At 44.8% G+C, this 20,909-nt stretch carries 14 protein-coding genes; 8 read left to right on the plus strand and 6 right to left on the minus strand.

The features are described 5' to 3' along the window. Positions 1–42: 42 nt before the first annotated feature. Entirely contained in the window at positions 43–738 is a 696-nt protein-coding gene (locus BVC89_RS01750; RefSeq protein ID WP_086929582.1) for a YggS family pyridoxal phosphate-dependent enzyme, read from the minus strand. 222 nt (positions 739–960) lie between these two features. Between BVC89_RS01750 and BVC89_RS01755 the strand changes: the two genes are divergently transcribed. Together BVC89_RS01755 and BVC89_RS01760 are read left to right on the plus strand one after the other, a co-directional pair. Further along, complete coding sequence (locus BVC89_RS01755; protein ID WP_086929583.1) at positions 961–1,995, plus strand: type IV pilus twitching motility protein PilT; 1,035 nt, start codon at positions 961–963, stop codon at positions 1,993–1,995. 94 nt (positions 1,996–2,089) lie between these two features. After that, entirely contained in the window at positions 2,090–3,226 is a 1,137-nt protein-coding gene (locus tag BVC89_RS01760) for a PilT/PilU family type 4a pilus ATPase (protein ID WP_086929584.1), read from the plus strand. A 97-nt stretch (positions 3,227–3,323) separates the two neighbouring features. Here the strand turns inward: BVC89_RS01760 and BVC89_RS01765 are convergent, their stop codons facing one another. The 5 genes from BVC89_RS01765 to gshB all read right to left on the minus strand — a co-directional run bounded on the left by BVC89_RS01765 (position 3,324) and on the right by gshB (position 8,246). Beyond that, positions 3,324–4,718 carry a hypothetical protein gene (locus BVC89_RS01765; RefSeq protein WP_086929585.1) on the minus strand — a complete coding sequence of 465 codons (1,395 nt, stop codon included), beginning with the start codon at positions 4,716–4,718 and terminating at the stop codon, positions 3,324–3,326. Between the two features lie 423 nt (positions 4,719–5,141). Further along, positions 5,142–5,567: a Holliday junction resolvase RuvX gene (ruvX, locus tag BVC89_RS01770; RefSeq protein ID WP_086929586.1), complete on the minus strand. Its 426-nt coding sequence runs from the start codon at positions 5,565–5,567 to the stop codon at positions 5,142–5,144. A gap of 5 nt (positions 5,568–5,572) precedes the next feature. Further along, complete coding sequence (locus BVC89_RS01775; RefSeq protein ID WP_086929587.1) at positions 5,573–6,148, minus strand: YqgE/AlgH family protein; 576 nt, start codon at positions 6,146–6,148, stop codon at positions 5,573–5,575. A gap of 260 nt (positions 6,149–6,408) precedes the next feature. Beyond that, positions 6,409–7,290, minus strand: a complete 882-nt coding sequence (locus BVC89_RS01780; protein ID WP_086929588.1) for an energy transducer TonB — start codon at positions 7,288–7,290, stop codon at positions 6,409–6,411. 8 nt (positions 7,291–7,298) lie between these two features. Further along, the gene (gshB, locus tag BVC89_RS01785) at positions 7,299–8,246 is read right to left on the minus strand and encodes a glutathione synthase (protein ID WP_086934465.1); all 948 of its coding nucleotides are present in this window, start codon (positions 8,244–8,246) and stop codon (positions 7,299–7,301) included. 294 nt (positions 8,247–8,540) lie between these two features. Here gshB and pilG point away from each other — a divergent pair, with 294 nt between their 5' ends. The 6 genes from pilG (at position 8,541) to BVC89_RS30255 (ending at position 20,899) form a co-directional block, all read left to right on the plus strand. After that, positions 8,541–8,936, plus strand: coding sequence for a twitching motility response regulator PilG (pilG, locus tag BVC89_RS01790; RefSeq protein ID WP_086929589.1), 396 nt, complete (start codon positions 8,541–8,543; stop codon positions 8,934–8,936). A 39-nt stretch (positions 8,937–8,975) separates the two neighbouring features. Then, a complete protein-coding gene (gene pilH / locus BVC89_RS01795) occupies positions 8,976–9,338 on the plus strand; it encodes a twitching motility response regulator PilH (protein WP_086929590.1) in 363 nt (120 codons plus the stop codon). A 9-nt stretch (positions 9,339–9,347) separates the two neighbouring features. After that, positions 9,348–9,887, plus strand: a complete 540-nt coding sequence (locus BVC89_RS01800) for a chemotaxis protein CheW (protein WP_086929591.1) — start codon at positions 9,348–9,350, stop codon at positions 9,885–9,887. A 118-nt stretch (positions 9,888–10,005) separates the two neighbouring features. Next, positions 10,006–12,222, plus strand: coding sequence for a methyl-accepting chemotaxis protein (locus BVC89_RS01805; protein WP_086929592.1), 2,217 nt, complete (start codon positions 10,006–10,008; stop codon positions 12,220–12,222). A gap of 32 nt (positions 12,223–12,254) precedes the next feature. Then, positions 12,255–13,112, plus strand: a complete 858-nt coding sequence (locus BVC89_RS01810) for a CheR family methyltransferase (protein ID WP_086929593.1) — start codon at positions 12,255–12,257, stop codon at positions 13,110–13,112. Between the two features lie 20 nt (positions 13,113–13,132). Further along, a complete protein-coding gene (locus tag BVC89_RS30255) occupies positions 13,133–20,899 on the plus strand; it encodes a hybrid sensor histidine kinase/response regulator (RefSeq protein ID WP_086929594.1) in 7,767 nt (2,588 codons plus the stop codon). Positions 20,900–20,909 lie beyond the last annotated feature (10 nt).

The raw sequence follows: 20,909 nt of genomic DNA on the forward strand, positions 1-20,909 counted from the left end.
CTAGGTTTAAAAGTAATTAAGATCGGTAAAAATATCTATTATTTATTTTTCTCGCGGGCCGAAAATATCTGTTCCAATTCTAACGATTGTAGAGCCATTGGCTATTGCCATTTCTAAGTCTGCTGACATTCCCATGGACAAAGTGTCGAAGTTAGAAAATAGATTGTTTGATTTGAGCTGGTTAAAAAGATCGTACATTTTTTTAAACGCGTTGCTACCTTCGTTAATATCACCAGTATTTGGCCGAGGTATTGCCATAAGTCCACGCAGCTTGATGTTGGGCAAGTTTTCTATAGCGACAGCCAGTTCTTCAACTTCTTCGATGGTAACGCCAGACTTACTTAACTCATTATCAATGTTGACTTGGATGCAAAGGTTGATGGGCGCCAGCGCCGCCGGTCTCTGGTTGGACAACCTTTGGGCAATTTTCAACCTGTCGACGGTATGAACCCAGTGAAAGTTTTCGGCAATAGCACGTGTTTTATTGGACTGAATTGGCCCTATAAAATGCCATATAAGTTCTGGCATGGATAATGATTCTATTTTATCTAAAGCTTCTTGTAGATAATTCTCACCAAAATGATTTTGACCAACGGCATGGGCAGCGGCAATGGCACTGGCTGGGTGTTTTTTACTCACCGCCAACAACAGAATATCGCTGTCTGAGCGATGATTTTCATGAGTTGCCTGACAAATTCTGTCTCGAACTGTCTCAAGTCTGTCAGCAATAGAAGGCATAGATTTCCCGCTTTGTGGTTAAATTAGTGTGAACATGGCCCAGCATAATAGATTAGCAATCAAAGTTTGAGCTGGCTCTAACACTTGGAAGTTTTAGGATAGTGGAATTGCCAGCGCTGCGGTAAGATCATCTACACTATTTTTAATGGCCTGTAGTGGGCTAATTTATTTAAGGCCGTTTTGGCTAAATTCAAACAAAACCTTGGTAAAGGCTAAATTTCTATGGATATAACTGAGTTGTTGGCATTTTCTGCTAAACAAGGGGCGTCAGATTTGCACTTGTCTGCTGGCTTGCCACCGATGATCCGTGTTGATGGTGACGTACGTCGTATTAATTTGCCACCGATGGAACACAAACAGGTTCATGGTTTGATTTATGACATCATGAACGACAAGCAAAGAAAAGACTACGAAGAATATCTTGAAACAGACTTTTCGTTTGAGGTGCCAGGTGTTGCGCGTTTCCGGGTAAACGCGTTCAACCAAAACCGCGGTTCTGGCGCTGTGTTTCGTACCATTCCATCAAAGGTTTTGACCATGGAGGAGCTGGGTATGGGGCAGGTATTTCGCGATGTATCTTCCGTGCCTCGAGGTCTTGTTCTCGTCACCGGGCCTACTGGTTCAGGCAAGTCCACTACCTTGGCTGCCATGATTGATTTTATCAATGAAAATAAGTATCACCATGTGTTAACCATTGAGGATCCCATAGAATTTGTTCACGAGAGTAAAAAGTGCCTAATCAATCAACGTGAGGTACATAAAGATACTCACGGCTTCGCCGAAGCTTTGCGATCAGCTCTGCGGGAAGACCCGGATATCATTCTCGTAGGTGAGATGCGAGATTTGGAAACGATTCGTCTTGCTCTTACCGCTGCAGAAACGGGGCACTTGGTATTTGGTACCCTGCATACTACCTCTGCTGCGAAAACCATCGACCGGGTTGTGGACGTATTCCCTGCTAATGAAAAATCTATGGTGCGTTCTATGTTGTCGGAATCTTTAGAAGCGGTAATTTCTCAAACGTTGCTGAAGAAAAATGGTGGCGGTCGTGTGGCTGCGCACGAAATTATGCGCGGAACCCCAGCGATTCGTAACCTCATCCGTGAAGATAAAGTGGCGCAAATGTACTCGGCCATTCAGACTGGTGGTGCCGTGGGTATGCAGACTATGGATCAGTGTTTGTCCGATATGGTTGAAAGACGCATCGTGACCCGTGATGTGGCAAAAGAGAAAGCCAAAATCCCAGAGAACTTTTAGATTTTTTGTACTGGGGCTTGTTGAATATTTTATTTATTGCCGCCTAAGTAGAATTGCATATTGAGTTCTAGGTGGCTAAAGCTGAGGAGATACCATGGATATTGACCGACTGTTGACACTTATGGTGGAAAAAGGCGCGTCTGACTTATTTATTACTGCCGGTGTACCACCTTCCATCAAGTTACACGGAAAAATTGTCCCGGTAACAACGACGCCGCTGTCGCCAGAAAAGACGCGTGAAATGTGCTTGAGTGTGATGAGTGAAAAACAGCGCAAGGAGTTCATGGCAAATAAAGAATTAAACTTCGCAGTAAGTGCGCGCGGTATTGGCCGTTTCCGTGCTAGTGCTTTTTTTCAGCGTAATCTTGTCGGTGTGGTCATGCGTAGAATTGAGACTAAAATTCCACGTGTTGATGACCTGGGTTTGCCAGAAATTATCAAAGAGTTGGCTATGACCAAACGGGGCCTAGTGATCTTTGTGGGGGCAACGGGTACCGGTAAGTCCACATCTCTAGCGTCTATGATTGGCCACCGCAACCGCAATTCCAAAGGCCACATTATTTCTATTGAAGATCCAATTGAATTTATTCACCAACACCAGGGCTGCGTTATTACCCAGCGCGAGGTGGGTATAGATACAGATTCTTTTGAAATAGCCCTTAAAAATACTCTACGGCAAGCCCCCGATGTTATTTTGATTGGTGAGGTTCGCTCGCGAGAAACCATGGATCATGCGATTGCTTTTGCTGAAACCGGACATCTATGTTTATGTACTTTGCACGCCAATAATGCCAACCAGGCCTTGGATAGAATTATTCACTTCTTCCCTGCTGACCGCCATCAGCAGTTATGGATGGATTTGTCTCTTAACCTTAAAGCGATTGTGGCGCAGCAGTTGATACCAACGCCAGACGGCAATGGTCGAAGAGCCTGTTTGGAAGTGATGCTTAATACTCCGTTAGCTTCAGATATTATTCGTAAAGGTGAAGTGCATGAATTAAAAGAGTTAATGAAGCGTTCTAATGAATTAGGTATGCAGACTTTTGATCAGGCTCTATACGAACTCTATGATGCTGGTGAAATTACGTATGAGGATGCTCTGGCACATGCGGATTCGCCTAATGATCTGCGCTTGATGATCAAACTGGCTTCTGAAACTGATGCAGAATACTTATCGAATGCAGCAGATGAATTGGCTATTCAGGAAGATGCTAATACCAATCGCTTTTAACAACTGAACCCAGGCTGAAATTAGATTAGTATCAACAGACTCTAGGCTCAATTGAGCCTAGAGCGCAAGGTCTCTAACTTGGTTTTGGGTTTACTTTTTATTGGCTTGTTGACATCTGCTTCTCCATAGCTTTTATAGCTTTATCAAGTTCAACTTCTTCCGCTGTTTTTGGCTCAGCTGAAACTTTAATCTGCTCCATAGCTTTTATAGCCGCATCAAGCTCAATATCTTCTTCTGTTTTTGGAGGCCTTGTTATTTTGCCTTGCTCCAAGGCTAATATATGTTTTTCAACTTCTAGTTGCTCCGTTTTACTGTTATTGCCGAAGCTATCAAAAAGTTGTTTTCTAGAGTCGATAGCAGAATCGGTATTATCATCACTAGATGTTAAGTGGTCTCTATTCTGTTGCCTGAGAGCTTTGCCTAACTGAAGCACGTCATATCCCATTTTTGAAAATTCGTTATATTTTTTTATATCATCTTCCATTTCACCGATAAGCCGTTTTTTAGCTTCAAGTGTTTGCTTATCATCTGCTTTACCATCTATGTACGCTTCTAAAATTCTATTGAGTTTTCTCGTATATGCGATGTAGTTAATATCTAGGCGCGTTAATTTCTCATCTAGCTCATTGAATCGTTTATCTTCAGGGGTGAGCTCTTGAACGGCATCTTGTTGTGGTTTGATCGAACTTATATCTGCCAACATACCGTTTGATTTATCCCAATATGATCCGCTATTTTCAGTTGCAGGCTTTAAGCCTGATATCGCGGTATTAGAAATCGCAGAGTGCGCGTGTGGAGCCTGTACTTGTATATTTGACAATTGTGTATGTGCAGGCCTAGGGGGCTGTGCCACATAGGGTTGCATATTGTGAGGTAATACATGTGACGGCATATGCTGCGTTGCTACCTGTGGTTGTGGGTATTGTTGTGGAGCAGGTGTCGGCATATACGTTGATTGTGCGTAAACATGATGGGCTGGGGGTGTTGGCACTGGCGTATATGATGGTTGCGCCGGAGCATGAGCATATGGCGAAGCAGCCGGCGGAGGCATATACATTTGTGTATGTTGTGGGTGCACAGGTGTCGTTGTATATGCTGGTGGTACCGATGTATGTGTAAGTTGTGCTGGCGCAGTTGTTGTGGCATACGTTGGTGGTGCCGCTATTTGTGTATGCTGCTGTGGCACAGTTGTTGGCACGTACCCTGGTAGTGCCGATGTGTGTGTATATTGTTGTGCATACCCCGGAGTTGCCGATGGCTGTGTGTGTGCCGCAGGGTTCATTGGCATATGTAAAGTATTTGGATGAGCATTCTGAGTAAGACTAGCAAAGCTATTAGGATGCCCAGTATTAAGCATGGTTGGAGGGGCTGGTATTGCCGCTTGATATTGTGGCATACCAGCAACCCATCCTGCATTTGTTGGGGCTTGTCCCGCTCCCACCTGAGCATAAGCAGGCGCGTTGCCATTTTGCGGGAATCTACCTGAATACATAATTGACACTCCGGATAAAATACAACCAGTGATATAAATACTTCATAAGTGTTTTTATTGGTGTCAGAGCTTGTATTTGGGTTCACACACTGCCATTTGAATAGAGTCAATGTCTAGGGTCTGTTAACACGCACTTATTTATGCCTGTATGGATACAGGTAATTAGAGCAATGCACGGACATAAGGATATGTGAGGTAGGGCGAAGCATAGCTGCAAGGACGTAGCGTATTAGAACAAAGCAGGAGCATTTGTCGAGGTAGCCAGAGCCGAGGAGCAATTGCCGAGAATCACTAAACCGCGTTTGTGTTGCTTAGCTGTACGGAAAAATGCTTGCCAGCAGGTATGATTTAATTAGTGTTAAAAGATCCTAGGTTAAAAACTTACGCTCTTTTTCGCCTGTGCAGACTTTTGGTGATTTTATCTTATTGTGCAGCTAGCCAGCTTTCGAGAATTAGGCGTGCAGCAATAGAATCTACAGGAGCTTTGGCGAAATTGCCCCGGTGGCCTCTTTCATAGGCTTCATTCTTTGCTGATTTTGTTGATAAGGTTTCATCGATAAAAGCCACTTGATAACCAAACCTGCCATGGATTCTATTGCCGAATTTACGTGCTCTCCGGGTAATTTCCATGTCGGAGCCATCCATCTTTACCGGTAGGCCTACAATTATTATATGAGGTTGCCATTGCTCGAGAAGTGATTCGAGCTGTTGCCAGTTAGGAATGCCCTCCTGTGCTTTTAGTGGAGGAAGCTCAGAACAGATAGAAGTAATGCTAAGGGTATCTAAGTTTGTCTGCGCGACACCGATACTTTTTGTGCCGAAATCAAAGGCAAGGGCATGCTTGCTCATAAAAACTATGCGTGTCCTGCATCATCAGAAATAAGGTTTAAATCTATACCTAATTGGTCAGCAATGGCATCACGCCTTTTTATAGCGGGGATGTCAAAAATAATGCGGTTATTTGCAGGTATGGTCAGCCAGCTATTTTCAGATATTTCATCTTCCAACTGGCCCGCACTCCAACCTGCGTAACCGAGGGCGAATTGTGCTCCGTCCGGTCCTTCATCCGCAGCCAGCGCATTAACAATATCTCGCGATGCAGTTAAGCAAATTTCATCAGTTATTTTTAGCGTGGAATCCCAATTGCCCTCATTTCTGTGTAGCACAAACCCCTGTTGTCTATTGACTGGACCTCCTGCGAGAACAGGTGTTGTATAGGCTGAATCTCTATACTCAAGAGATAATTGATCGAAAACCTCGTTAAGATAAATATCCATCGGTTGGTTCAAAACAATGCCCATCGCGCCTTGGGCACTGTGGTCACAAATATAGGTAATAGAATCTGAGAATATCGAATGCTTGAGTGCAGGCATTGCAATCAGAAAGTGATCGCGCAAATTGATTTGCGGTAGCTGATCTGAATGTTCCATTATGCTGATACCTAGCTATGAGAGTTTTTATAATACTCTATTATGAGTCTTTCTATTAACGCTACTTACGTGACTCTACGATGAGATTTTTAGCAAATATGAAGGTAATCAATAAACAAGGTTTTTAGCTTATGGTCAAGCTAAGAAAACACTTTAGCTGATTAATGTCTCTGTCCTTCTGACCAAAAAAATCAATGAGTGACAATTTAGGGCCTACCATCGATGATTTAATCGCTTCTATAGGCCTTAACGACACGATTCTATTGGGTAGTTTTTAAACCGGTTATCTCAAATCGCCATGTTCTAATAATTTCCAGTTTATCCGTGCTCTGTTTTATTTCTCTTGGAAAAGGTTGAAATGGCGAAGCTAATTTAACAATCTGAGTGGCGGCCTCATCTAATATTGTATGCCCTGATGACTGCAAGATTTCGATATTTTCTACGGTGCCATTGGGTAGAATCATGACCGACATGCGTAAACTGCCAAATATTTCTTCTCGCAAGGCCGCTTCAGGGAAGTTCTTATTGCCAACTAACTCAACTTTTTGGGCCCAGTCGTTTAGGTAACGTGCATCATAAGAGGCTTTTGTCGAGACAGAAGTTAAACGGCGAATTCTCGGCTGACGGGCAAGATCCTGTTTAAGTCTATCGAGTTTCGCTTGCAAACTGGCAAACTCAGGATCTATTAAAGGCGCGTCTAGGTTTTCACCGATACGCTCTTCACTGGACTCATTTTTTTGATCCAACTTTTCTTGCAAAGAGATTTTTTGATTTGATCGATTTTGAGTGGTGATTATTTGAGTTTCAACTTCCTTCTTCTGAGTAGCTTTTTGTGACGGTGCCGGATTGATATCCCGTATCTTGACGTCGTTGAGCTGCGCCTGATCCTTAACTGTTAACTCTTTCACTTCACTAGAAGTGCCACTTGCTTGCTGATCGTGCTGCGCTAAAAAATCCGCCTTCTTCGGTGGTATCTTAGAGGCGTGCGTCGCCAATGTGATATTCAATGTCGGCGCTACTTTTGTGCCAGTATCCAGGCTAAAAGTAATGCCGAAAATAATCAGCGCATGGCAAGCCGCCGCAATAAAAATAGTGAAACTGAGGCGATCACCACTGCCGATATCCGCTGTTGCTGTACTCATAGTAAATGTTATTTATCCAGACGTTCCACGATGGCCTTAATGAACACATCGCCTATGTTGGTATCGTATGCGCTGTCTATTTCGCGTACACAGGTGGGACTGGTGACATTAATTTCAGTCAGATAATCCCCAATAATATCTAAGCCAACAAATAATAAGCCTTTTTCAAGTAGTGTCGGAGCGATTTGGTTAACAATCCAATGATCTCTCTCACTAAGAGGTTGTGCCACACCGCTTCCGCCAGCTGCGAGGTTACCACGAGTTTCACCTTCTGCGGGGATACGTGCAAGTGCATAAGGTATAGCTTTACCGTTAACGACCAGCACACGTTTATCGCCATTAGATATTTCAGGAATAAACTTCTGTGCCATGATAAAACCTGACTCATGTTCCGTAAGCGTCTCGATAATAACGCTAACATTTGGATCATCTTCCTTACATCTGAAGATTCCGCTGCCACCCATACCGTCAAGGGGTTTGAATATCACATCTTTATGCTGATTATGAAACTCCTTTAGTTGGGATTCTTTGCGACTAATGAGAACCGGTGGACAACATTGAGGGAATTCAGTAGCAAATACTTTCTCATTACAGTCTCTAAGACTTTGTGGTTTATTGACTACTAAACAGCCTGCTCTCTCAGCCGCTTCAAGTATATATGTCGCGTAAATATACTGATTGTCAAAGGGCGGATCTTTGCGCATCAAAATAACATCAACTTGCGCAAGCTCAATATTCTCTTGTGTGCCAAGTTCGAAGGGAGATTGTGGGTCATCTTTAATAAGTAAATTCGTTACATCCGCTTTTGCTATGCCTTGATCGAGATAAAGATCGCTCATCTCCATATATTTAATAATAAAGCCTGCTTTATTGGCTGCTTGCAGTAGCGCTAATGTGGTATCTTTTTTAATATTAATAGACCCGATAGGATCCATGACTACCCCAAGTATGGGCATTGTTTTTGCTGTGTTTTCGTTCGGATTTTGCAAAATAAACTCCGTTGTTGTAAAAATATTGTAAAAGGAAATGCTAAATAGTTGGCTAATCCACTGTTTTTGATCAATTATAAAGGGTATGTGTTCCTTTTTCAGAAGTTAAAATTTAAGCTCAAAAAGCTAGCGGATTTCTTTTTCTTTCAAGCAGTTATGGATTATATTGGGAATCTATGTTAAAAGTTAATCATCCAAAAATAGCTTGGAAGAAATCACCCTGTGTGTTTCTTCTCATGACAATTATCTCAAGGTCAGTTTATGGACGTAAATTTAGAGCATCTCAAAGTGATGGTGATCGATGATAGTAAAACTATCCGTCGTACCGCCGAAACATTGCTAAAAAAAGTGGGGTGTACTGTCGTCACAGCGACTGACGGCTTCGATGCATTGGCGAAAATTGCTGATACTCGTCCAGATATCATTTTCGTCGATATTATGATGCCGCGTTTAGACGGCTATCAGACATGTGCGCTTATTAAAAATAATAGTGAGTTTAAATCTACTCCTGTAATTATGTTATCCAGTAAAGATGGACTCTTTGACAAAGCGAAAGGGCGGATTGTTGGTTCGGATCAGTATTTAACTAAACCTTTTAGTAAAGGTGAACTACTCGGCGCTATTGAAGCACATGTGAAAGTTGCGCGAGCAAGTTAATAACAAATAAAAAGTTCTGAGCGTCGTCCTGGAGGAAATATGGCAAAAGTGCTCATTGTTGATGACTCACCTACGGAAACTTATAAACTTACTGGGATGTTGGAAAAGAATGGCCACTCTGTAATCACAGCGGTCAATGGTGAAGAGGGTGTCGCTACGGCGAAAGCCCACAAGCCCGATCTTGTGCTAATGGATATCGTAATGCCTGGACTAAATGGCTTCCAGGCTACTCGTCAGCTTACTAAAGGCGCGGAAACATCGCATATTCCTGTCATTATTGTTACCACTAAGGATCAAGAAACGGATCGCGTGTGGGGCATGCGTCAAGGCGCTAAAGCGTATTTGACAAAACCGATAGATGAAAAAGAACTTTCTGCGATTATGAAAAAAGTAGGCCTGTAGATTTCGCTTATGGCAAATTCAGCATTTGAAGCTCTTGCAAACCTGGCGTCTTTAAGTCGTCAAACTGCGATGGGTTTGCCCGCCCAAGTAGATGCTGCGCCGCGTTGGAGTGGTGTTGGTTTCTCATGTATGGGTTTTCGCTTTGTGGTGCCAATGGGGCAAGTATCAGAGCTGATGGAGGTACCAGCAACAACACGTCTACCCGGCGTTCAGTCCTGGGTTATTGGCCTTGCTAATGTGCGTGGTCGTTTACTACCTCTTTTTGATTTGGCACGCTTTGTGGGTGGTCAAATCAGTACTCAAAAGAAATCTCACCGTGTATTAGTGTTGGAAACAGAAAGTTTGTATAGCGGCCTAGTAGTCGATAGGGCTTTTGGTATGCAGCATTTTGTGGCTGACACCTATGGACGGTTTGACGGAGAGCTGCCTGAGAGTCTCAGACAGTACATAAAAGGAGCTTATCGTGATTCTGGCAATGAGGCTTGGTGTGTTTTTGACATCGAGGCTTTGTCGCAAGATCCGAACTTTACAAATGCTTCGGGAACTTAAGCCGTTCGAGGCATTTGCTTTATAAAAACAAGATAAGTCGTCTCATTCTTGAGGTAACTCCCTAGTTTATCTGGGGAAACATAGTGCATTAATACATACAATCGCTTGGGAGCGTCGTATGAAAACTGATTCAGCAAGCCTGTTTAGTCGGGCGAAATCCAAACCTTTACTGGCAGCGTTCATTTTTGGCCTGTTGGGTATGATCGTTCTGATGGTGATCACCGGTGTGATCCTGGTACGTGATAACCAACGCGACCAAAATTATTTAACCATGGTGGCTGACTTGCGTGCATCGTCATACCAGTTGATCTCTTTGTCGCGTGACGCAACTGCTGGTGATGAGCAAGCATTTACAGATCTTGAAGCTCTGGTTGCGAGTATGAATAAAACATGGCTGGAGCTGAGTGCCAGCGATGGTCATACGCGCGTTGCACTAGCTGAGCGTTTTGCCGAGTTTGGTGGCCTTTGGGAAAATATCCAGGAAGACTCCAACAGCATCATCACTAACAAGGAAACCATTATCTTCCTTCATGATGTAGCTAATACGCTAAACGAGTCTCTACCTGAACTACAGTCAGAGCATACCAATATTGTTGAGATATTGCTGGAGAACTCAGCACCTTCTGAGCAAGTTCAGGTAGCCACTAACCAATCATGGTTAGCTGAGCGTATCGGTCGAAACGTGGATAAAATGCTTGTGGGTGGTGAAGACGCAGATAAGTCTGCGGATCAGTTTAATATCGATGCTAGTGTCTTTGGTCGTGTACTCGAAGGTATGAAGCAAGGCGATGTGGCGATGAGCATTCCCAAGATTACCGATCAGGAAGCGGCGGCCAGTCTCGGTGAAATTTCTGAATTATTTGAATTTGTAAGTGGTTCGGTAAAAGAGATTTTCGAAGCGTCTCCTGCACTGTTTACAGCACGTACTGCGAGTACGGACATTCTTGAGTTAAGTCCTCGTCTTCTTGAATCACTAAGTGGTTTAACAACTGAAATTGCAGGCCTTTCAAGCGTTCGTCCTATCAATAACAACTTACTTTATGGCTTTGGCTTTGTTTCACTTGTGTTGCTTGCTGCTATCGGTGTCTTGATCAACCAAGCAACCAACCGCAACTTGAAAGTTACCGAAGAGACCAACGAGAGAAACCAAAACGCAATTCTTCGTCTGCTTGACGAACTTGCTGACCTGGCAGATGGTGACTTGACTACCACAGCAACGGTAACCGAGGATTTCACCGGTGCGATCGCTGACTCTATCAACTACACCATTGACCAACTTAGAATTCTGGTTTCGCGTATTAACGAAACATCTGGGCGCGTTGTGACAAGCTCCAGTGACACTCAGCAGACAGCACTGCATCTTGCCGAAGCTTCTGAGCACCAGGCGCAGGAAATTGCTGGAGCATCTGCCGCTGTAAATGAAATGGCGGTAACCATTGACCAGGTATCTGCTAACGCCGCTGAGTCAGCTGGTGTTGCGGAGCGGTCGGTATCGATCGCAAACAACGGCGCAAAAGTGGTACAAAATACTATCCGAGGCATGGATACTATTCGTGAGCAGATCCAGGAAACATCGAAACGTATTAAACGTCTGGGTGAATCTTCCCAGGAGATTGGTGATATCGTAAGTTTGATTAACGACATTGCTGACCAAACAAACATTCTGGCACTTAACGCGGCGATCCAGGCATCGATGGCTGGTGATGCTGGCCGAGGCTTCGCGGTTGTTGCGGATGAGGTTCAGCGGCTGGCGGAACGTTCTGCAACAGCGACCAAGCAGATTGAGGCGCTGGTTAAAACAATTCAGAACGATACTAACGATGCGGTAATCTCGATGGAACAAACCACCTCTGAGGTGGTACGCGGAGCGCGCCTAGCACAAGATGCGGGTGTTGCTCTTGAAGAGATTGAGACGGTATCGGCTAACCTTGCGGAATTGATTCAAAACATTTCTAACGCTGCTCGCCAGCAAGCATCATCAGCAGGTCACATTTCCAATACGATGAACGTGATCCAGGAAATTACCTCACAGACATCAGCCGGTACCAGTGCTACGGCGAAGTCGATTGGTACTTTGGCGAATATGGCGGTTGAACTTAGAGACTCTGTAACAGGATTTAAATTGCCTGAAGAGCTGGATGAAGGTGAACATTACGGTGGCGCTGAAACAGAAGAGTTTGCTTCTATGGAAGACCTCGATGTGGTTGACACCGATTCAGAGTCTATAAACGATGACGATGCCAAGATCGAAGTCCTCGATGATGAAGTTGTAGATTTGTCGATGGACGATGCATACACGGATGAAATGTACGATCAAACCAGTTCTCGGGCATAACGTCGTCTTAAACGACGGAGCTGTTGCGTATTATGATTTGGTCATTGCAAGCGGCACCGGATCTTTCTGATCGTCAGTTTGATCTTTGGAGTAAACTGCTGGAAGAAAGGGCTGGGATTTGCCTCGGCGACGCGCAGAGAATTTTTCTGCAAACGCAGATTTCTATGCGTATGCGAGAGCTGGGGCAGAGCGACTACACACAGTATTACAACCGTGTAATCGACGGTGTATCCGGTATGATGGAATGGTCGGTACTTATTGACCGACTAGTAGTCAAAGAGACCAGTTTTTTTCGTCATTTGCCATCTGTTAATTATGTGCAGGAATACCTGCAGCATAAGATTAATAATAGTGAGCTCGATAGTTCATTTGAAATATGGAGTGTAGGTTGCTCTTCCGGTGAGGAGCCTTATACCCTTTCGATGGTGATGAACGAAACCTTCGAGCTAGCTAGGCTAGAACCATATTTTGGCATTATTGCTTCCGACATTAGTCGTGCTGCACTCGCTATTGCCCGCGCTGGTATCTACCCAAAGCGTAAAGTAGAAATGGTAGATGCTCCCATCCGTCAAAGATACTTCAAAGCCATAGAAAAAGGGCGCTATCAAATTAGTCCCGAAGTGGTTGATCGTGTCTGTTTTAATCAGGCAAACGTATTAAATATAAACGAATTTCCTTCTATCGAACTCGACGTGATTTTTTGTCAAAACCTGCTGATTTATTTTCGCCGGGAATTGCGACATGAGATCATGGATGCTTTTGTCGAGCGTCTAAAGCCGGGTGGCATCCTGATCTGCGGTCTAGGCGAAGTAGTCGATTGGACGAATAAAGAAATATCTCGTATTGCGGTTGGAGGCGTGCAAGTCTATGTCCGCAAAACGGCACAATAGAATAAATATAGGGACCCGTTATGGGAGATAAGCGCAATTTTGCAGCCTTAGACTGGGTGGCTGGCGAAATCTTTGATACCTTGAAAGAGGCTCGCCAAGCGCTCGAGGCTTATGTCGAAGACCCCAAAGATTCGACTCGTATTCGCTTTTGCTTAACGCATATCCACCAGGTTCATGGGTCGTTGCAAATGGTTGAGTTCCATGGCGCAGCTTTACTCGCCGAAGAAATGGAGCAGGCAGCCCAAGCTATCATGGAGAATGAAGTCTCCAATATTCCAGAAGCGCAAGAAGTACTGATGCGCGGTCTGTTACAACTTCCTATTTTTATTGAATATGTAAAAACAAAGAAAGACGATAATCCCGCACAGGTAATGCCGCTGCTTAACGATTTAAGAGCTGTGCGCAAGCAAAGTTACCTCAGTGAAACCAACCTCTTTTCTCCTGACCTTAGCAGTATTGGCAAGGTCACAGGTGAAAAACACGCGGTGCTCTCAGATCGGCAAAAGCTTTTACAGGTACTTAAGAAGCTTCGTGAGATGTACCAGTTTGCCGCTGCTAGCGTATTGCGTGGTATTAAAGTTGAAGAGAACCTCACCTATCTCGATAAAGTTTTTTCTCGCCTGGAATTAATTTCTCAGGGTACTGCAAGCTTTCCTATATGGGAGGTATCGGCAGCTTTAGTCGATGCTCTGAAAAGAGACGATGTTGAATTCACCGTCGCGGTAAGAGGTCTACTGCGCTATATCGCAAGAGAACTGCGCATTATAGGAGAGAAAGCTCCAGCAGCTTTCGATATCCCTCCCCGAGAGTCTTTACTCAAAAACTTACTCTTTTACGTTGCTCGCTCCGAAGATGGCAGTGATAAAGTTGCCCTGGTCAAGCAAAAGTACAAACTCAATGGCGCCTTGATGGGAGCCAACCAAGATGATTCTGGTGCTGGCTCCAGCGACATGCTGCAAGCCCCTGATGCCGAAGCTATTCGCTCGGTTGTTGTGGCTTTGCAAGATGAGCTAACAAATGTCAAAAGAGTGCTTGATATTTCTTTATCAGGTACCGGTTCATCAGCCGACTTAAAAGAAGTTCTGCCCATTGTAAAACGTGTGTCAGATACTCTGGCTGTTCTCGGCATTGGTGATTTGCGCAAGCAGATGATCGAGCAAAGTGAACGTCTTGAAAAAATCAGTGATGCCAACATCATCGACGAAGCAGAGTTAATGCAAACGGCGAGTAACATCATTGATATAGAACATCGCCTAAGAGCTATTGCTAAGTCCGCTGGCCGCCACGATGACTTGAGTCAGGTGGATGAGAGAGAAGTAGAAATCGACAGCGCAAAAGCTGCGGTTATTAAAGAATGTGCTTCTGGTTTACAACGCTCTAAAGATGCCATCATCGATTATATCTCCTACAACTGGGATAAGAAGCATCTTGAAAATGTAGGAACAATTTTGACCGAGATTCGCGGCGGTCTAAACATGATACCCCTGCGCAGACCTGCGGCCATTATTGCTTCATGTTCGGATTTTATTCAGGAACGCTTACTTGGCTCCGAAAATCCTCCCAGCTTTGAAACGCAGCAATCACTTGCCGACGTTTTTGTCAGTGTTGAAGCTTATCTTGAAAGACTCATGGAAGATATGTATGAAGACTCTGATGACATGTTGGATATTGCCGAGGAAGGTGTTGCCAGCCTCGGTTACGAAATACAAATGCCTGTGGCTGTCGTTGATACTGATGTTAGCCATGAAGCGCTACCTGATGTGCAAGAAGAAACCATGGATGAGGTTGAGCAAGCACCAGTTGAGCTAACGTCGCAAGAAACGCTGCAAACACAAGTAGCAGAAACGGAACAAGCAGAGCCTATCGTGCAGCATAGGGATGACGCTGTGGCTCAAGAGTCAGCGCCAGTAAACGAACCAGAGGTTATAGAACAAGAACAATTAGATCATGCGGAATTGCCTGCTAGTGCTGAGCAAGAAACGCCTCAGCAAGATATCGTTGAGCCAGAGGTAGCAATTGAAGATCAAGCAGCAGCTGAGCCTGCGCAAGCGGAAGTTGCCGGTGAAGCCGAAGAAGAATTTGAAAGTGATATCGATGAAGAAATTATTGAAATCTTTGTCGAAGAAGTGGGAGAAGTTCTTGAAACTCTTGGCGAATACTTCCCTCAATGGAGACAAAAACCAACGGATCAAGATTCGCTGGTTGTGGTTCGACGCGCATTCCACACCCTTAAAGGAAGTGGAAGAATGGTTGAAGCCTTTGATATTGGAGAGTTGGCTTGGTCGATTGAAAATATGCTCAATCGTATTATCGATCATACGATTAAAGCCCAGGCACATGTCTTCAATATTATTGATGCTGTTATCGCTATTGTTCCAACGCTGCTGAACGCTTTCGAAAATCGTAAGGTAAATCCGTATAAAGAGCTGACAAATCAATATGAGGCATGGGCCAATAGCTTGGCAGAGGGTAATTTACCTGAAGAGCTAGCACATCCACTGCCTGCCTTTGATACTGCTAAAACTTCAGCAGCAGATGCAGCCCCTGCACCGCAAGAATCTGAAGTCTCCGCCGAACCTGAAATGGTTGCCGCGCCAGAAGCAAGCGAAGAACTTCAAGCTGCAGATAATGAAGAGCCTGTTAGTGAGGCTGCAGCAGACGATGAAGACTCAGACTTTGATGGTGTGTTGCAAGAGATCTTTTCTCAAGAGTCGATATCTCACCTTGTCACTATTGAAGATTTCATAAGGCGTATGGAGCAAGACGCACCGCTCTATTCCATACCCTCCGACGCACTCCAACGAGCTTTGCACACTCTGAAAGGTAGTGCCAAGATGGCTCAAATTTGGCCAATCGCTGAGATTACCGAGCCTTTAGAACATTTTACAAAAGAGTTGATAACCTTCCAGGTGCGTGTTGACGAAGACATATTGCAGCTGATTCGCGATGCTGTGGACTATATCCGTCAAGGCTTAGGGCTTATCGAATCTGGGCAACCTGTGCTAATTCCTAAGGTCGAGCAGTTTGTTGCCCGTACCAATGAGCTGCGTGAGTTAGCGCTTGGCTTCTTGGAGTCTGGACGGGCTCCTACCCATACCAGCCAGAAAAAAGTAGATCCACGCATGCTATCACTGCTGATGGCAGAAGAGATGGCACTCTTGCTTGAAGCCGATCAATTGTTGGATCGCTGGCAGGCGGATGGCAGTTGTGAAGGACGCTGTGACGAAAGCTTGAAAAGCATGGTCAAAGAGCTGTCGATATTGGAGCAGGGTGCACAGCAAGCTAATCTGCTAGATATGGCACTTTTAAGTCGAGCCCTTAACGATTCATATAAATTAGCTTTAGGTAACAAAATTGCCACGGGAGAAGAATTCTTCTCGTTGATGCACAGTGGTCACGAATCTCTTCTGGCCATGGTTGATGCAGTCGCTGCGGGACAAAATGTGGTTGCCCCTCCGCGCTCACTGACGGACGCTATTGATGCATTGATCGCCAGTGCAGAAGATTTTGCAATTGTAGATGAGGCCGATGCTGCAGCTGTAGAAGACGAGCAGATAAATGTTGATGAAGAAGCCAGCACTGTTGTCGTTGAACAAGATGAAGAGGAAGTTCCGAGCGTTGAGGTTATCGGTCTTGTTGAAGAAGACGCTGATAGTATCGAAGAGACTAGTTTTGCTGAAGAAGAAATCGACAGCGTTGAAGATATTAGTCTTGTTGAAGAAGGTGCTGATGCTGCCGAAGATATTAGCTTCGTTGAAGAAGAAGCTGAAGTTTCAGAAGCTACTTATCTTGTTGAACAGCCCGATGCGGATAGCGCTGATGATATTGAAATTGCGCCGGAGACACTTGCAGACGAAGCTATAGCTGAAGAACCAGTGATACCAGCTTTAGACAATGTCGCAGAGGTAGAGCTGATTGATTTAGAAGCGGCTAACAGCGAACCTGAGGATGTTGCTGCAAACTATGATACTCCAGCTTCAGAAGATACTGAGTTGCCTCAGCTTCTTATTGACGAAGAAGATGGCAGCGAAGAGTCTTTAGAAAACTTCTTTTCAGAAGATACTTTATTTGAAGAGCCTGATAGTGAACAAGAGCCTCTAGCTGAAGACGATACGTCAATTGTAGTCGAGCTTACATCAGAGCAAGATTCGCCTCTTATTGAAGAAACGGAAATAAGCTATGAACTAGAGACTGAGTCTGAAGATACCTTATCTGAAGATGTTGAACTGATAGATATAGACCCTGAAAGCCAAGACTTTGCCACTGTTGATGTAGAAAGCATCAGTCCGGAAATTGCTGAGGCGTCACCCATCGCAGAGCAAAGTGATATTTCTTCTCCAACACCTGAAGCAGAGCCCTCAGCTTCTGAACCAGAGACTTCAGTTTCTGAACCAGAGCCCTCAGCTTCACAACAAGAAGAGCCCTCAGCTCTTGAAGCAGAGGCTTATGTTCCTGAACAAGAGACTTCCGCTCCTGAATCGGAGTCTTCAACTCTTCTCGAACAAGAATCTTCAACTCTCGAACAAGAAGATCAAGGCAACGCACTTGAAGACTCAGCACCTATGTCTTTAGGTATGGAGCTTGATGGAGCAGACGATGATATTTCTATTACCGGAGCGGTGGCTGCAGGATTAGGTGCGAGTGCGCTTAGTAGTCTAGAACCATCGATAGACTCCGTTGATAGCGATACACCAAATATTGAGTTGATGAATGAAAGCTTCGATATCGGCAATGAAATGGCCGGTATGGATTTGGCTGATATTAGTGACGATACCAGCGAACCAGAAACTCAAATTCTTGAAGAGATTAATAGCGACTCCGATATCGAAGAAGTTGAACTTAGTTCTGAAGTTGAATCGCAATCTGAACTTGACGAGCTGGATCAACAAGCCGACGCGCCTGATTTAGATGCTGTTGCTACATTAGAGCAGCCAAGTATTGTTGATGACCTTGAAACAGAAGACTTAGAACTGTCCTTTGAAGGCTTTGAAGAACCGGCTGATACTGTCACTAATGTCGATTCCTTAGAACTTGAAGATGATATTCTTCACGAAGGAATGAGTGCAGTTGATGATAGCATCCTTACCCTCGAAGAAGAGCAGGCCATAAGTGAGCAAGATAGCCTCGAAGATAGCGTTATTGTGGAAGATGAAAACGCAACTGTTGAAGAGGCAGAGGCACATCCACCGATCCAAGAGCAAGCTCATGAGCCGAGCGCAGAAACGCCAGCTGTTGAAGTGGCGGCAGAACTTGAGGGCAATGTTGGTGTTATTCCAGGTTTACTAGACGATATTGACTCTAAGTCAGAAGATTTTGACCAGGATATTTTAGAAATTTTCCTAGAGGAAGCCGAAGAACTATCCGAAGGGCTCGATGAAGCGATCCACGCATGGCAGTCAAATTGGTCTGATAGCGAAAGTTTAGAAGAGATTAAACGTATTCTGCATACCTTAAAAGGCGGTGCGCGTTTGTCTGGTCTAACCAAGTTTGGCGATCTTACCCACGATTACGAAAGTATGTTGATCGATATGGGGGAAGATCTTTCCGGCGTTGATCAAAATTTCTTTAATAAAATTCACGGTTTCCAAGATAAAATACTATCGGCAACCAGAGCCGTTAAAACGTTTATCGAAAGTGACTACGATTCGGCAATCGGTGTTGCTGAGGAAGCAAGTACCGCTCCTGCTCCTGTGACCGAGGCTGACTCGAACATAGAAGAATTACCCACCTTAACAGAAGCAGTCGACCTTGATCATGCCGAGGCTGGTAAGCCCGATCCGGCAAGTGATGAGCCAGATACTAATAATGTCGTTAAGTTTGAGCCTAAGACTAAGCCAATTCCTACAACAGAGCCTGAAAGTCATGAGTTCACCATGCCGACCATTGGTGGTGGTAGTGGCGGCGGACAGCAGGCTGCAGCAAGCGTCGCTATTAAAAAGGCCGGTCCGCAAGAAGTTGTTAAGGTGTCGGCAGAACTTCTGGAAGAATTGGTAAACCTCGCAGGTGAAACATCGATTAACCGAAGTCGCCTTGAGCAGTATGTCAATGACTTTGGCTTTGCCCTAGAGGAAGTTGATTCAACGCTTAGCCGTTTGCAAGATCAGCTTCGTCGTCTCGATATTGAAACAGAAGCACAGATTCTCTTCCGTCAGGAACAGATGGAGGCACACGACGAATTTGACCCGCTGGAAATGGACCGTTATTCCCATTTACAGCAGCTGTCTCGTTCGTTGATAGAATCAGCTTCGGATTTGACGGACTTGAAAACCGATCTCGGTGATAAGCTGAGAGTAACGGAAACTTTACTATTACAGCAGTCACGTATTAATACTACCTTGCAAGAAGGGTTGATGCGCTCGCGCATGGTGCCATTCTCCCGTATGGTGCCGCGTCTGCGTAGAATCGTAAGGCAGGTTTCTGCCGAACTAGGCAAAAACGTCAGCTTTGAGTTGGATAATGTTGAAGGTGAACTAGACCGTTCTGTGCTTGAACGCATGGTGCCGCCTTTCGAGCACATGCTGCGTAATGCTGTGGATCACGGTATTGAGTCCCCTGAAGAGCGCTTGGCAGCAGGTAAAACAGAATCTGGCCGCATTGTACTTACCCTTGCCCGTGAGGGGGGTGATGTCATTATCCGCCTTGCTGATGATGGTCGTGGTGTGGATCTTAAGCGGGTTAAAGAAAAGGCGATCGAGCGCGAGCTGATGGCGCCTGATGCTCAGCTTAGTGATTACGACATTATGCAGTTTATCTTGCATGCAGGTTTCAGTACGGCAGAAAACGTAACGCAGATTTCCGGTCGTGGTGTTGGTATGGACGTGGTCAGTGCTGAAATTAAGCAGCTTGGCGGCTCAGTGAAAATCAATTCCTCTTGGGGTAAAGGGACTGAGTTTATTATACGTTTACCATTTACTCTGTCGGTTAACCGTGCACTGATGGTGGAGATTGGTAAGGATCACTATGCTGTTCCGCTAAGCTCTATCGAAGGTATTGTGCGTGTAAGCCCATTTGAACTGGAGCATTATTACGCAAGTCCGGAAGCGCAGTTTGAATACGCCAATGAAAATTATCATGTGCGTTATCTCGGCTCCTTATTGTATGCCGGCTCTAAACCTGTTTTAGAAGGTCATGTGTTGCCATTGCCGGTAATGTTAGTAAGATCCGCCGAGCATACCATGGCACTGCAAGTTGATGCGGTACTGGGAAGCCGGGAGATCGTGGTGAAAAGCCTCGGTCAACAGTTCAGCAGTGTGCCTGGGTTATCTGGCGCTACTGTGATGGGGGATGGCTCGGTTGTGGTCATTCTCGACCCCCACGCCCTGGTTCGCCAGGAGATTGCTCAAGCCAGTTTACAAATCGAAGAAGAAAAAGCCGAAGCACTTGTTGAAGTACAGGAAGAAAGTGGCACTCGCAAGATTATGGTAGTGGATGACTCGGTAACGGTACGTAAAGTAACGACTCGCTTCCTGGAACGTGAAGGTTTTGAGGTGATTACTGCAAAAGACGGCGTGGATGCGCTGCGCTTATTACAAGAGGGGTTGCCAGATCTTATGCTACTTGATATCGAGATGCCTCGTATGGATGGTTTCGAAGTAGCAAAAACTGTTCGTACTACCAAGCGCTGGGAAGGACTACCCATCATTATGATTACCTCAAGAACCGGTGATAAGCATAGAGAGCATGCGCTAAGCCTTGGGGTTAATAACTATTTAGGTAAGCCTTATCAAGAAGACATTCTACTCGAAGCCATCTCTGAAATTTTGGACAAAAAGAGTGGACAAAAATAGTGACCGAGGT

The sequence above is a fragment of the Agarilytica rhodophyticola genome (genome assembly GCF_002157225.2).
Classification (GTDB): domain Bacteria; phylum Pseudomonadota; class Gammaproteobacteria; order Pseudomonadales; family Cellvibrionaceae; genus Agarilytica; species Agarilytica rhodophyticola.